This window comes from Mesorhizobium sp. BH1-1-5, from assembly GCF_020165615.1.
Taxonomy (GTDB): Bacteria; Pseudomonadota; Alphaproteobacteria; order Rhizobiales; family Rhizobiaceae; genus Mesorhizobium.
Map to the genome: position 1 here is coordinate 109,366 of NZ_JAIUIM010000001.1, position 12,907 is coordinate 122,272.

The window sequence follows — 12,907 nt, forward strand, 5'->3', positions numbered from 1 at the left end:
AACTCGCGCAAGGGACCGGCTGCCGGCTCCGCACGCCGGCTATCCGACAACGACAAGGCAATACGGCACCCTCCGGCGAAAACGCCGGCGAGACATCGACCGCCATGTACAATTACGCCAGTCCCCTACCCGCACCGCAGAGACAAACCAAGCCACACGCGGAATTGCTCCACGTCATGAATTCTGCCATTTTGTGCTGGCCGATTCAGGCTGGGTCAGGGGCTAAAGCCCGTCCCTTCGATGGAGGGACATTACCGAAATCGTTGTGGATAGGGCAAGGCCACGTCTAACGGTTTTTTAACGAATCTGGTTAGCGGATGGAGCTTGAAATCGGGTGCCGCGGCGACAGGTTTTGACAAAGCCATTGTGATTCAAACCCTTTTCCGGCGAATATGAAAAAGGTCGCCCGAAACGAAATATTCTGAAATAATTCTCTTGACAGCTACTTCTCCCCCGCCGCTCGACCTTGAGTTGAACAAGCTGTGGATGACCAGCTATAAGCCTATGAAAAAACTACAGATTTTTTGACAGGCAAATTTGGGCCGGTTGCCGCGGGGCGGCGTGCTGATATCAGCCTTCTTGTATATGCCGGCAAAACATTACTGGCATTGGAATCGCGTCACAAGCGTTGCTCGCGAGCATTTTTTTCAAGTACTTGCCGGCAAACGAAAAAACCCGGCCTGTGCGGCCGGGTTCAACGTCGATGAATTGAGGCGGAGTTCGGTCAGGCCGACAGCGTCTTGACCCGCTGGGCCAGCCGCGAAACCTTGCGGGAAGCCGTGTTCTTGTGGACCACGCCCTTGGTGGCGGCGCGCATCAATTCCGGCTCGGCCACCTTGAAGGCTTCCACCGCCGCGGCCTTGTCGCCGGCGGCCAGCGCCTCTTCGACCTTGCGGACATAGGTGCGGACACGCGAGCGGCGGTTCTTGTTGACCGCTGCGCGGCGGGCGATCTTGCGCGTTGCCTTTTTGGCCGAAGACGTATTGGCCATGATGCCTCTCTTCTGATCTGGTGGCGCCAGCGGGGGTGCCGCAGGGCGCAAAAAACAAACGGGCAGCCACAAGGCCGCCTCGGTTGGTGCGGCTTATAGTTCAGCTTTTCCGGCGCGTCAACGCCACTTGGCGGTCTTTTTGGGGACTGGAAGCGCGTGGGGTCATAACCCGCTTTCAGTCATTGCGCAGCATGCCCTAGCGATTGATGAAATTCGGCTTACGCTTCTCGACGAAGGCGGCCATGCCTTCCTTCTGGTCGTCGAGCGCGAACAGCGAATGGAACAGGCGGCGCTCGAAGCGCAGCCCTTCGGCGAGTGTCGTCTCGTAGGCGCGGTTGACGGCCTCCTTGGCCATCATCACCGACGGCAGCGAGAACTCGGCGATCTTGGCCGCCGCCTTCAGCGATTCGTCGGCGAGATCGGCGACCGGCACCACCCGCGATACCAGCCCGCTGCGCTCGGCTTCGGCCGCGTCCATCATCCGCCCGGTCAGGCACATGTCCATCGCCTTCGACTTGCCGACGAAGCGGGTCAGCCGCTGCGATCCGCCCATGCCCGGCATGACGCCGAGCGTGATTTCGGGCTGGCCGAACTTGGCGTTGTCGCCGGCGATGATGAAGTCGCACATCATGGCCAGCTCGCAGCCGCCGCCGAGCGCATAGCCCGCGACCGCCGCGATGATGGGCTTGCGCGTGCGCGTGAGTTCCTCCCAGCCGACGAAGAAGTCCTGCGTGTAGGCTTCGGCGAAGGACATCGCCTGCATTTCCTTGATGTCGGCGCCGGCGGCAAAAGCCTTTTCCGAGCCGGTAAGCACCATCGCGCCGATCCCAGGGTCGGCATTGAACGCGCTCGCGGCCGCCACGACCTCCCCGAGGACTTGCGAATTCAGCGCGTTGAGCGCCTTCGGCCGGTTCAGCGTGATCAGCCCGACCTTGCCGCGTGTTTCCACGAGAATGGTTTCATAGGTCATGGTTCGCTTCCTTCCGCGGCAGTGGGATGATCGTACCGTTCCTAGCTTACCGCTGACAGGTCCGGCAATAGAAGGTCGAGCGGCCGCTTTGCACGATGCGCTCGATGTGGCCGCGGCAGCCCAGCTTCGGGCATGGCTCCCCCTCGCGGTCATAGACCGCGAAGGAATGCTGGAAATAGCCGAGCGATCCGTCGGCCTGCACATAGTCGCGCAGCGAGGAGCCGCCGGCGGCGATCGCATCGGCGATGACCGAACGGATCGCCTCGGCAAGGCGCCCGCTTTGCTCCTTCGCCTTCTTGGCCGATCCGGCGATGGTGCCGGCTTCGCGCAGCGGCGAGAGGCCCGCACGCCACAGGGCTTCCGCCACGTATATATTGCCGAGCCCGGCGATCAGCCGCTGGTCGAGCAGCGCCGCCTTGAGCGGCGATCTGCGGCCCTTCAGCCGCGAGGCCAGCAGGGGGCCGTCGAGCGCGTTGCCGGTTGGCTCGATGCCGAGTCCCGCCAGCATCGGATGCGTGTCCGGCGCGCCTTCGGCAAACAGCATGAAGCCGAAGCGGCGCGGGTCGTTGAAGATGACCCGGGAACGTTCGTCCTTCGACGAGACGACGTCGAACACGACATGGTCGTGCGCGGCACTTTTCGAGCGCTCGTGATGGAAGACGCCGGGAATGTCGCTTGCCCCGGCGGCTTCGACGCGGAACGATCCCGACATGCCGAGATGACAGATGAGAACCGGGCCGTTCTCGATATGCATCGTCAGGTATTTGGCGCGCCGGCCAAGCGCCGTCACGGTCTTGCCGGTCAGCCGCTCCGAAAAGCGCTCGGGAAACGGAAAGCGAAGGTCCGGCCTGCGCGCTTCCACCTTGACGAGCCGCGCCCCTTCCAGGACCGGCTGCAGTCCGCGTCGGACAGTCTCGACTTCAGGCAGCTCAGGCATGGCCGCCTATCGTTGCGAGGAAGGATGTTCCGTGGTGGCCAGCCGCCAGGCCGAGGTGTTCCGCGACGGTTTCGCCGATATCGGCGAAGGTCGGCCTGAGCCCGATGTCACCGCCCTTCAGCCCCGGCCCGGTGCCGATCACCGGAACGCGTTCACGCGTATGGTCGGTGCCGCGCCAGGTCGGATCGTTGCCATGGTCGGCGGTAAGGATCAGAAGGTCGCCCGGCCCGATGCGCGACAGCGCCTCCGGCAGCCGGCGGTCGAACGCTTCGAGCGCTCCGGCATAGCCGGCGACGTCGCGCCGGTGACCGAACTCGGAATCGAAATCGACGAAATTGGCAAAGACCAGGTCGCCGTCGCCGGCATCGTCCATTGCGCCGAGCGCCTTGTCGAACATAGCCATGTTGCCGCCGGCCTTGCGCACGTCCGAAATGCCGCGATGAGCGAAGATGTCGCCGATCTTGCCGACGGCGATGACCTTGCTGCCGCGGCCGGTCAGCCTGTCGAGCAGGGTCGGCTCCGGCGGCGGCACGGCATAGTCGCGGCGGTTGTGGGTGCGCTGGAACGCAGCTTTTGTCTCGCCCACGAAAGGCCGCGCGATCACGCGCCCGATCTTGAGCGGATCGACCAGCCGGCGCACCGTGAGGCAAAGCTCATAAAGCCGCGCCAGGCCGAAATGCGTTTCATGCGCGGCGATCTGCAGCACGGAATCGACCGACGTGTAGCAGATCGGTTTGCCGGTGCGGATATGCTCTTCGCCGAGCCGCTCGATGATCTCGGTTCCGGGTGCATGGCAATTGCCGAGGATTCCCGGCAGCTTGCCCTCGCGGATGATCGCTTCGGTCAATTCGGCCGGGAAGGCAGGCACGGTGTCGGGGAAATAGCCCCAGTCGAAGCGCACCGGCAGGCAGGCGATTTCCCAGTGGCCGGAGGGCGTATCCTTGCCGCTCGACACTTCCTGGGCGGCCCCGTGGAAGGCCGAGGCGATCGGCGACGCGTCGATGCCGGTTCTGAGGCCTGTCGCGGTTTGCGCCGCCCGGCCAAGTCCGAGCGACATCATGTTGGGCACAGTCAGCGGCCCATTGCGCAAGCCTTCCCGATCGGCGCGACCATCGGCGCAGGCCTGAAAAATATGTCCGAACGTGTCGGCGCCGGCATCGCCATAGCGTTCGGCGTCGGCCGCGCCGCCGATGCCGAAAGAATCGAGAACGAACAGGAACGCGCGCGCCATGGGTATCTTTGTTGTCAGTCCTGGCTGCCAGACATAAGGTTCCCGGGCGGTGTTGGCAAATCGGAAACCAAACCGCAACGGCTTGGCGCCATAGTTGCGGCGAGGCGCGGATGCGGCGGGAGCGAAGCAGGGATGGCAAGGCGCGGCAAAACCGCGGCAAGGCAGGCCGTGAAGATGTGCGCGGCCGCTCTCGCGGCGTTCGGCGTCGCCTGCTCGCCGGCACGCGCCGACTGGCGTGACGGCATCGGCACGTTCCGTATCGGCGTCGTTGCTGAACCCGGCGGCGGCAACACCGTTCCGGGGCTCGCGCGCCTGACCGACGCCTATGCCAATGCGCTCGGCATGAAGGTCGAGTTCGTCGTTGCGCGCGACTACGCGGCACTGATCGAGGCGCAGGCGAGTGGGCGTGTGCAATATGCGGTTTATTCGGCTGTCGCCTATGCCGTGGCCTCCGAACGCTGCGGCTGCGTCGAACCTCTGGTGGCACCGGTCGATGCCGACGGTGCCGTCGGCATCCGTTCCGTCCTGGTTACGCGCGACGGCAGGCTTCCGGACCTTGCCGCCATGGCTTCGCACCGGATCGCGATAGCGCCGGCCGAAAATGTCGGCGGCGCGCTGCTGCCGCTGGCGGCGCTGTCCGCCGAAGGCGTCAAGATCACGCGGGATTCGCCCTTCCTGGCGCGCGCCGCTTCGGCCACTGCGGCCGAAACGATGCTGAGCGGCGGCGAGGCGGACGCCCTGTTCGGCTGGGAACCGGCCGATGCCGACGGCCGATCCACCCATTCCGACGGTACGGTCGCGCGGCTGGAGGCTGCCGGGATCCCTGAAGCGTCGCTTCGGGTGTTGTGGACCTCGGACCTCTTGCGTTACGGGCCGCACGCCGTCCGCAGCGATCTCGATCCAGAGGCGAAACGCCGGCTGATGGTCTTCCTGACCAATCTCAAGTCGCAGACGCCCGATGTGTACGACCTGCTGGAGGGAGCGCATTCCGGCGGCTTTGGGCCGGCCGTGCAGAAGGACTATGCGATGGCGGTGGCGATCGTGCGGCAGGAAACGGCCGGGCAGGAATAGCGTGTCAGCAGTCGCTGCAGGGAATCGTCGGACTCCGGCGGGGCCTTAGATAATAGGTTTCGCTCATCGATATGTTGCTGAAGGCCGAGGTCAGCCCGAGCCCCTGCGAATTGCTGGCGGACCAGGTGATGATCGGTCTGTAGCCGAGGTCGCTCTCGACGCGGATCAGGAAGGTGTTGCGGATTCTCAGCGCCGCCGGCACCGTGGTGATCGCGTTCACGGCCGCGTCGGCGCTATAGGTGGTGCCCACCACCTTGCGCGACCATGCGACCTGCACCCTCGGCGCCGCTTCGTCCGTGATCTGTATGCCTGTGATGATGATCGTCGGCAATGAACGGTTGTAGGGCTGCAGCGTCGATGTGCCGATCTTCATCATGGCATCGAGGTTCGCCTTCACGACGGCCTGCTGCTGCGTGACGAGATCCGCGACCATGCTGCCGATGCGGCTGACCTTCTTGCTGGTCTCGATGGCCTGCGAGGCCTCCATCGTGATGAAATACATGATCAGGAGTACCGGCACGATGAAGGCGAACTCGATCGCCGCGACGCCCCGGCGATCGCGGCAAAACCGCTCCACCTTCGCCGAAATCCCCTGGAGTGCCCCCGCACTATGCATATCGTCCTCCATGCCGCGGCTTAGCCGTCGAGCAGTCTCACTCAATTGTCGTCGAATGGTTCGTTCTGCCAGGTCACGGACGCGAAATGCAGCGTTTTGCTGTCCTTCAGATTTGCCATCGATTTGGCCATGAAATCGGTCATCACCGGCCATTTGTAGAACACGCGCAGCATGTTGATGGACTCCGCCAGTCCGGGCGAGACAGTAGGAGACACCGTGCTCGCGCCCTGCGTCAGCACGATATCGCCGCTCACGATCTTGAAGCCCGCCGTCGCGGCGTCCGCGAAGCTCGAATATTCGCGCAGATCGACCAGCAGCGGAGCATTTGGCCCGGTATCGGTGCAGTTGTTGGAAACCATGATCTGCAGGCGATTGCAGATCAGTTGCTTGATCGAGGCTTCGGTGACGTTGTTCTGCTGAAGCTGCCCGGTGCGCAATTGGCGGGCGACATCGTCGGTGACGTTGGCCATCACCTCCTGGCCGGCGAACGAAATGCAGCTCTCGAGGATGGCGAAGACGAGAAGCGCGAACGGGATGGCCAGCATCGCGAATTCCATCGCCGTGCTGCCGCGCCTGTCGCTGAAGAAGCCAGGGCGGGCTTTGGCGCGCGCCTTGCTGTCCATGCCGTCGCCGGATGTCGCATCCTTGCTCATATCGCGTTCCTGCCGATCCCCTTTGCGGTACCGGCGGCAAGGTTAGCGAAAACCCATTGAGTTCCGGTTTGGATGATCGTTAAATTCGTCGGACAAGCTTTAAGCGGTCTTTAATGCCCGTGGATTCGCCCCTCGCAGAGCTCAGTGCCCGGCGCTCATTTCGGATTCGGAAGCTTTCTCGGCATCGCTCTTGAACGCGCTCTCGCAATAGGGCGTGCAGGACATGGTCTGGACTTCGGCGCGTCGGTAGATGCGTACCGAGGAGGCCGCCTGTCGCACGACGGTTACCTGTTCGTCGATGATCGGGCTGCCGTCCGAATCGAGCACGACCATATTGGTGACGCCGAAGCCCTTGCCGGTGAGAACGATGGTCGAGGCGTCCTGCACGGAAGCGTCTGCGATCGCCGGATTGCCGATGACGACCGTGTCGGCCGCGCGTGACAATTTGACGATCTTTGCCTGGTTCATGGTGACTTCTATGCCGGCGCCGGCCCTGGCCGGCATGACCAAGGCGGCAGTTGCCAGCAGCGCGGCGACTGGAAACAACGATCTCGACAACGTCATTGAAGCGCTCCCGGCGGGCAGATTCTTCAACGGAACATGAACGAGATTGGTGAAGCAACGGTTAAGCCGGGCCCGGCATGATTAAGGATCGGCCTGCATGGCGCGTCATGCGTCGGTGGCGCTTACTGTTTTAGGAATATTGCACAAGCGCCGGTTTCCCGGGGGCCCGAGTTGGCTGGCGTTGTTTAGGCCGCGGTTAACCACACAGCGCGTTCGCCGCCGGAAAGGAATCGGTAAGGCTGTTTATTAAGCCGATCGAAACGGCTTCTCCCTAGATTTGCAGCATCCGATCAACCGAAAAGAGAAGTTGACGGAAGTGCTGTAACACGTGGAGTAGGAGCTCTCGAATGTCTAATCTCATTGCACGTTTCGTGAAGGACGAATCCGGCGCGACCGCTATCGAATACGGTCTGATCGCCGCCCTCATCGCGCTCGCCATCATGGTTGGCGCTACCCAGCTCGGCAGCGCGCTGAACAGCAAGTTCGCGAACATCGCCGCCACCCTGAACGGCGCCAACGCTCCGTGATAAGGACGCGATATCGCATCTTTCGATAGAGAAAAAGGGCCGCCAGTTGGCGGCCCTTTTTTCATGCGGTCGGCCGGCTTTGATCGTCCGGCCTCATCGATCGTTAATCCAGCGCGCCTAGGATGCCGCTGGAAATTGTCATGGGCGCGCCGTATCGATGCTTGAAGCCGTGATCTTCGTCGTCTTTCCTTTCTGCATGCTGTTCGCTGCGGTCTCTGACACCTTGTCGATGACGATCGCCAACCGTGTTCCCGTGCTGTTGGTGGCGACATTCGCGCTTGTCGCGCCGCTCACCGGTATGGACTGGGCGACCTATGGCTGGCACTTCGCAGCCGGCGCCCTCGTGCTTGCGGTGACGTTCGGTCTTTTTGCGCTTGGCGGCATGGGCGGCGGCGACGCCAAGCTTCTGGCCGCCACCGCCCTGTGGATGGGCCTCAGCATCAACCTGATCGGCTATCTGGTGACGTCGGCTTTCATCGGCGGCCTGCTTACCCTGGCAATCCTTGCCTACCGGAAATCGCCGCTCGCCATGTACACCGGCCACAGCCGGTTTCTGCGCCACTTCGCGGACGAGAGCGTTGGCGTCCCGTATGCCATAGCGCTGGGCGCGGGCGGACTGATCACCTTCCCGGATTCGCCGCTGATGGTCTGGGCGCTGCAGAGGCTCACGACATAGGCCTGGCGACATCGGTGTCGGCGATCCCGGCGGCATTGCCGCTTCTTCTAGATCCCAGGGCGGCCTGGCCGCCTTTTGCTAGATACCAGGCGGCCTTGCCGCCTTTTTTGTTAACGGCGGGCCGTTCCATCCAATTTGAGTAAACCTTAAATTAATCACGATCGTAAGCATTGCATTAACCTTGTTTTGACGATTGCGGCTGCAAAGTCCGGCCTGGCGAGGTGGTTTGCCTTGAGGCGAAGGGTTTCGGACGAATGCCAGCATCCCGATTGATTATTCTGGGCGTGGCTGCGGTCGCGGCGGGTGGCGCGGGCTACGTGGCGAAGAACATGGTCGTGGCGCCGCCGCCCCAGGTCGTGGTCGATGCGCCGAAGCAGCCGGCAATCGCATTGCAGGATGTGCTGGTGCTTTCCGGCGACGTGCCGATGGGCAGTCAGCTCGGCACCAACATCAGCTGGGAACAATGGCCGGCCGACGGCGTCAACGCCAATTTCATCACGCGCGCCGCCGAGCCTGACGCAGTCGAAAAGCTCAAGGGCTCGGTCGCCCGCGTGGCCATGTACACCGGCGAGCCGATGCGCCGCTCCAAGCTGGTCGGCGAGGGGCAGAGCTTCATGTCGTCGATCCTGCCTTCCGGCATGCGCGCCGTCGCCACCGCGATATCGGCCGACACGTCCGCCGGCGGCTTCATCCTGCCCAACGACTTCGTCGACGTCATCATGACCCGCCGCGCCGATACCGGCAATGGCGGCAGCGGCTTCAACACCGAGACGATCCTCAAGAACATCCGCGTGCTGGCTATCGACCAGACCATCCAGGAAGACGAGGAAGGCAAGAAGACCAGGGTCGGCCAGACAGCGACGCTGGAGCTGACGCCACAGCAGGCGGAGATCATCACGGTGGCGCAGCAGATGGCGGACCGCCTGACGCTGGCGCTGCGCCCGATCACCGACATCCATGAGAAGAGTACGGACGAAGCCGACTACCTGGTCAACGGCAACGGCCGACGCGGGACCGTGCGGCTGATCAAGTCCGGTGAGGTTTCCGAGGTGGGAGCAAGGAAATGAGGCTAAACGGTAGACTGCTCCCCTTCCTGGCCGCCGCGGCGATCGGCTTTTTCCTGGTCGGCACCAGCGCACCGGAACTGGCCGAAGCCAAGGCCGCGAGCGCCGGCGTGTCGGCCTCCGTCGCCACGCAGCGCGTCAAGCTCGGCCTCAACAAATCCGTGGTCATCGACTTGCCGAGCGACGCCTATGATATCCTTGTCGCCAATCCGGCGGTTGCCGATGCCGTGACCCGCACGGCGCGGCGCATCTACCTGTTCGGCAAGGCGGTCGGCGAAACCAACATCTTTGTTTTCGGCCCTAATGGCGAGCAGATCGTCAGCCTGGATCTGGCCGTCGAACGCGACGTCGCCGGGCTGGAGGACTATCTGAAGCGCTTCATCCCGTCCTCGCAGATCAAGGTCGAGCTTCTCAACGACAACGTCGTCCTGACGGGCACCGTCGACACGCCGCTCGATTCCAAGCGCGCCGTCGACCTGGCGACCATCTTCGTGTCCGGCGGTGAAGCGACGACGGGCCAATATTCGCAGACCGCCGCCGGCGGCTCGGTCAATGGCGGCGTCGACATCAACAACCCCGACCAGGAACGCCGCACCTCCAAGATCGTCAACCTCTTGCAGATCATCGGCGACGATCAGGTGACGCTGAAGGTGACCGTCGCCGAAGTCAGCCGCTCGGTGATGAAGCAACTCGGCGTCAACATGGTGGGCAATGGCAGTGCCAACGGCATAACCTTCGGCTCCACTGTCGACACCTATCCCGGCCTCGGCAAACCGTTGTCCAGTTCAGGCCTCGACTTCAAAAGTTCGTCTCTGCAAGGCACCATCAACGCCATGGAGCAATCTGGCGTCATGAAGACGCTGGCAGAGCCGACACTGACCGCTGTTTCGGGCGAAAAGGCGACGTTCAAGGTTGGTGGCGAATACAATATGGTGAGCAGCGTCACCAACAACAAATCGACAGACAATCAGACTGGCGAAAGGACCTGGACGGCAAGCCAGGTCGAATACGGCATCGGGTTGGAGTTCCAGCCGGTGGTGTTATCTGCCGGCCGCATCAGCCTGAAGGTAAGAACCGCGGTTTCAGAGCCGACCACGGAAGGCTCGTTCGCGTTGGGCGACACGAATATCATATCGCTGCGCAAACGCTTGGCGGATACGACGGTGGAATTGCCTTCCGGCGGCTCGATGATGATAGCAGGCCTCGTGCGCGACGATGTCAGGCAGGCTGTCACCGGGTTGCCCGGCCTGACCAAGATCCCTGTCCTTGGCACGCTCTTCCGCAGCAGGGACTTCGTGCGCAACGAAAGCGAGCTCGTCATCATCATCACGCCCTATCTGTCGCGGCCGGTGGCGCGCAACGACCTGGCCAAGCCGGACGACAATTTCAATGCCGCGAGCGACGGCGCCGCTATGTTCCTAGGCCGCGTCAACCGCGTCTACGGCACCATGCAGACGGACAAGCCGGCCGGCCGCTACCACGGTGTCGTGGGCTTCATCTACAAATGAGTGGGAATGCGGATATGTCCAAGGCAGCATCGAAGGTCATGACGGTCCGGACAGCATCCGGCATCGCAAGGATCCGTCGGCAGATGGTCCCGGCACTGGCGGTCATGCTTGCGGCGTCGCTCGCAGGCTGCGCCAACCGAGACAGCGTCACGGTAGGGTCGATACCGGACGATTACCGCACGACCCATCCGATCGTCATCGCCGAGAAGAACCAGAAGATCGACCTGCCGGTCGGCGCCGGCGATCGCGGCATGACCGGCGCGCAGCGCGACACGCTGCTTGGCTTCCTCGACGGCTACGACAAGGGAGCCGCCCCGTCGCTGACCATCGCAATCCCGCGAGGCTCGGCCAACGAGGTGGCGGCACTGGTCGTGGGACGCGACTTCGCACGGGTCGCCATGGCGGCGGGCGTGAAGCGCAACCGTATCGTCATGACGTCCTATCAGTCGGATGTGCCGGAGGCGTCCGCGCCGGTGCGCGTCGCCTTCGTCGCGGTGAGGGCCCAGACCGACAAATGCGGGCGTTGGCCAGATGATCTGACGGAGACGTCGGAGAACAAGCACTATGCCGACTTCGGCTGCTCGTACCAGAACAACCTCGCCGCCCAGGTGGCCAATCCCAACGATCTGCTCGGGCCGCGCAAGCAGTCCGATATCGATGCCGAGAACCGGGGCGCGGTAATCGACCTTTATCGCTCGAGAGGCATTTCGAACGAATTCTTGGGCAATTCGGAAGTGACTTACTAAGCCGCGCCGGACGACGAAGAAAGCAGTCACGGAAAGAGCATGACGATGAGCAATCTTGCCTACGACACGCCCGCGGAAACCGGCGACCTTTCGCAGCAGGACATCGCCGCCATGCAGGCGCTGCGTCCCGTGCCGCGCATTTCGATCCAGGCTTTCTGCGAGACCGACGGGGTCGCCAACCCCGTCGAGCGCGCCGGCGAGGATCGCCGGATGGCCAAGGCCCATCTCAAGGTCCATATGGGCGGCATCCCGACCGCGATCGAGTTCTACCAGTCCGCGCCGACGCCGAACCTGATCCTGTTGGAATCGCGCAGCGAACCGCAGCAGCTGCTCGAGCAACTCGGCCAGCTCTCGGAATATTGCGATCCCTCCTCCAAGGTCGTGGTCATCGGCCACTACAATGATGTCGGGCTCTACCGCGAGCTTATCCGCTCGGGCATTTCCGAATATGTCATCGCGCCGGTCTCGATGACCGACATCGTCAGCGTCGTGTCGTCGATCTTCGTCGATCCGGAATCGGAGCCGATCGGCCGGTCGATCGCGTTCATCGGCGCCAAGGGCGGCGTCGGCTCGTCGACCATCGCCCACAATGTCGCCTGGGCGATGTCTTCCCTGTTCAAGTCCGAAGTCGTCATCGCCGATCTCGATCTCGCCTTCGGCACCGCCAACATCAATTTCGACCAGGATCCGGCGCAAGGCATCGCCGAGGCGGTGTTTTCGCCCGAGCGGGTCGACGAGGTCTATCTCGACCGTCTGCTCGCGCAATGCGCCGAGCATCTGTCGCTGCTCGCGGCTCCCTCCACGCTCGAGCGCGTCTATGATTTCGACGCCGAGGCCTTCTCGCAGATCATAGAGACGGCGCAGCGCAGCGCGCCTCTTTTGGTCCTCGACATCCCTCACGTCTGGAGCGGGTGGACGAAGAGCACGCTGATCAAGGCGGACGAGATCGTCATCACGGCGACGCCCGAGCTCGCAAATCTTCGCAACACCAAGAACATGGTGGACATGCTGAAGCGGCTGCGTCCGAACGATCCGCCACCGAAGCTGATCATCAACCAGGCGGGCGTGCCGAAGCGGCCGGAGATCGCCGCTTCCGATTTCGCCGAACCGCTCGGCATCACGCCGATGGCCGTGATCAACTTCGAACCGCTGCTGTTCGGCAACGCCGCCAACAATGGCCGCATGCTGAGCGAGATGGACGCCAAGAGTCCGGTCGTCACCACCATCAACGAGGTAGCGCATGTGCTGACCGGGCGCAGCGAGATCAAGGCAAAGAAGAAGGCAGGCCTGGGCTCGATCCTCGGCAAGCTCTCGCGCAACAAGAAGTGACGCTGATTGAGCGGCATCGGGTAG

General features: G+C 63.0%; 14 protein-coding genes. 7 read left to right on the forward strand and 7 right to left on the reverse strand.

The genetic code is table 11. The features are described 5' to 3' along the window. Nucleotides 1-724: 724 nt before the first annotated feature. From rpsT to LB572_RS00555, 4 genes are all read right to left on the reverse strand, one after another. Nucleotides 725-991: a 30S ribosomal protein S20 gene (rpsT, locus tag LB572_RS00540; protein WP_224666247.1), complete on the reverse strand. Its 267-nt coding sequence runs from the start codon at nt 989-991 to the stop codon at nt 725-727. 196 nt (nt 992-1,187) lie between these two features. Then, nucleotides 1,188-1,961, reverse strand: a complete 774-nt coding sequence (locus tag LB572_RS00545; RefSeq protein WP_224666248.1) for an enoyl-CoA hydratase — start codon at nt 1,959-1,961, stop codon at nt 1,188-1,190. 46 nt (nt 1,962-2,007) lie between these two features. Continuing rightward, on the reverse strand, nt 2,008-2,898 hold the full coding sequence (gene mutM, locus LB572_RS00550) for a bifunctional DNA-formamidopyrimidine glycosylase/DNA-(apurinic or apyrimidinic site) lyase (RefSeq protein WP_224666249.1): 891 nt from the start codon (nt 2,896-2,898) through the stop codon (nt 2,008-2,010). After that, nucleotides 2,891-4,129, reverse strand: coding sequence for a phosphopentomutase (locus tag LB572_RS00555; protein WP_224666250.1), 1,239 nt, complete (start codon nt 4,127-4,129; stop codon nt 2,891-2,893). Before LB572_RS00555 ends, mutM begins: the two co-directional genes overlap by 8 nt. A 132-nt stretch (nt 4,130-4,261) precedes the next feature. Between LB572_RS00555 and LB572_RS00560 the strand changes: the two genes are divergently transcribed. Next, nucleotides 4,262-5,200, forward strand: a complete 939-nt coding sequence (locus tag LB572_RS00560) for a phosphate/phosphite/phosphonate ABC transporter substrate-binding protein (RefSeq protein ID WP_224666251.1) — start codon at nt 4,262-4,264, stop codon at nt 5,198-5,200. A 4-nt stretch (nt 5,201-5,204) separates the two neighbouring features. On the opposite strand, the gene LB572_RS00565 is transcribed toward LB572_RS00560, so the two are convergent. The 3 genes from LB572_RS00565 to LB572_RS00575 form a co-directional block, all read right to left on the reverse strand. Beyond that, entirely contained in the window at nt 5,205-5,816 is a 612-nt protein-coding gene (locus LB572_RS00565; protein WP_224666252.1) for a TadE/TadG family type IV pilus assembly protein, read from the reverse strand. A 41-nt stretch (nt 5,817-5,857) separates the two neighbouring features. Further along, the gene (locus LB572_RS00570) at nt 5,858-6,469 is read right to left on the reverse strand and encodes a TadE/TadG family type IV pilus assembly protein (protein WP_140802750.1); all 612 of its coding nucleotides are present in this window, start codon (nt 6,467-6,469) and stop codon (nt 5,858-5,860) included. Nucleotides 6,470-6,610: 141 nt separating this feature from the next. Beyond that, the gene (locus tag LB572_RS00575; RefSeq protein WP_140802751.1) at nt 6,611-7,033 is read right to left on the reverse strand and encodes a pilus assembly protein N-terminal domain-containing protein; all 423 of its coding nucleotides are present in this window, start codon (nt 7,031-7,033) and stop codon (nt 6,611-6,613) included. Between the two features lie 347 nt (nt 7,034-7,380). Between LB572_RS00575 and LB572_RS00580 the strand changes: the two genes are divergently transcribed. From LB572_RS00580 to LB572_RS00605, 6 genes are all read left to right on the forward strand, one after another. Next, a complete protein-coding gene (locus LB572_RS00580) occupies nt 7,381-7,560 on the forward strand; it encodes a Flp family type IVb pilin (RefSeq protein WP_140802752.1) in 180 nt (59 codons plus the stop codon). 157 nt (nt 7,561-7,717) lie between these two features. Continuing rightward, entirely contained in the window at nt 7,718-8,236 is a 519-nt protein-coding gene (locus LB572_RS00585; RefSeq protein ID WP_140802753.1) for a prepilin peptidase, read from the forward strand. Nucleotides 8,237-8,490: 254 nt separating this feature from the next. After that, on the forward strand, nt 8,491-9,303 hold the full coding sequence (cpaB, locus tag LB572_RS00590; protein WP_140802754.1) for a Flp pilus assembly protein CpaB: 813 nt from the start codon (nt 8,491-8,493) through the stop codon (nt 9,301-9,303). Beyond that, entirely contained in the window at nt 9,300-10,808 is a 1,509-nt protein-coding gene (locus LB572_RS00595) for a type II and III secretion system protein family protein (protein ID WP_224666253.1), read from the forward strand. The genes cpaB and LB572_RS00595 overlap by 4 nt, the downstream gene beginning before the upstream one ends. A 14-nt stretch (nt 10,809-10,822) precedes the next feature. Then, a complete protein-coding gene (locus tag LB572_RS00600; protein ID WP_224666254.1) occupies nt 10,823-11,554 on the forward strand; it encodes a CpaD family pilus assembly protein in 732 nt (243 codons plus the stop codon). Nucleotides 11,555-11,599: 45 nt separating this feature from the next. After that, the gene (locus LB572_RS00605; protein WP_181179262.1) at nt 11,600-12,883 is read left to right on the forward strand and encodes an AAA family ATPase; all 1,284 of its coding nucleotides are present in this window, start codon (nt 11,600-11,602) and stop codon (nt 12,881-12,883) included. Nucleotides 12,884-12,907: the final 24 nt, after the last annotated feature.

Bases quoted from the DNA above. Each gene is read 5' to 3' on its own strand.
- LB572_RS00575 (WP_140802751.1), bottom strand. From the start codon at position 7,033: ATGACGTTGTCGAGATCGTTGTTTCCAGTCGCCGCGCTGCTGGCAACT.
- cpaB (WP_140802754.1), top strand. From the start codon at position 8,491: ATGCCAGCATCCCGATTGATTATTCTGGGCGTGGCTGCGGTCGCGGCG.
- LB572_RS00595 (WP_224666253.1), top strand. From the start codon at position 9,300: ATGAGGCTAAACGGTAGACTGCTCCCCTTCCTGGCCGCCGCGGCGATC.
- LB572_RS00570 (WP_140802750.1), bottom strand. From the start codon at position 6,469: ATGAGCAAGGATGCGACATCCGGCGACGGCATGGACAGCAAGGCGCGC.
- LB572_RS00560 (WP_224666251.1), top strand. From the start codon at position 4,262: ATGGCAAGGCGCGGCAAAACCGCGGCAAGGCAGGCCGTGAAGATGTGC.
- LB572_RS00565 (WP_224666252.1), bottom strand. From the start codon at position 5,816: ATGCATAGTGCGGGGGCACTCCAGGGGATTTCGGCGAAGGTGGAGCGG.
- LB572_RS00580 (WP_140802752.1), top strand. From the start codon at position 7,381: ATGTCTAATCTCATTGCACGTTTCGTGAAGGACGAATCCGGCGCGACC.
- LB572_RS00600 (WP_224666254.1), top strand. From the start codon at position 10,823: ATGTCCAAGGCAGCATCGAAGGTCATGACGGTCCGGACAGCATCCGGC.
- rpsT (WP_224666247.1), bottom strand. From the start codon at position 991: ATGGCCAATACGTCTTCGGCCAAAAAGGCAACGCGCAAGATCGCCCGC.
- LB572_RS00585 (WP_140802753.1), top strand. From the start codon at position 7,718: ATGCTTGAAGCCGTGATCTTCGTCGTCTTTCCTTTCTGCATGCTGTTC.
- LB572_RS00605 (WP_181179262.1), top strand. From the start codon at position 11,600: ATGAGCAATCTTGCCTACGACACGCCCGCGGAAACCGGCGACCTTTCG.
- mutM (WP_224666249.1), bottom strand. From the start codon at position 2,898: ATGCCTGAGCTGCCTGAAGTCGAGACTGTCCGACGCGGACTGCAGCCG.
- LB572_RS00545 (WP_224666248.1), bottom strand. From the start codon at position 1,961: ATGACCTATGAAACCATTCTCGTGGAAACACGCGGCAAGGTCGGGCTG.
- LB572_RS00555 (WP_224666250.1), bottom strand. From the start codon at position 4,129: ATGGCGCGCGCGTTCCTGTTCGTTCTCGATTCTTTCGGCATCGGCGGC.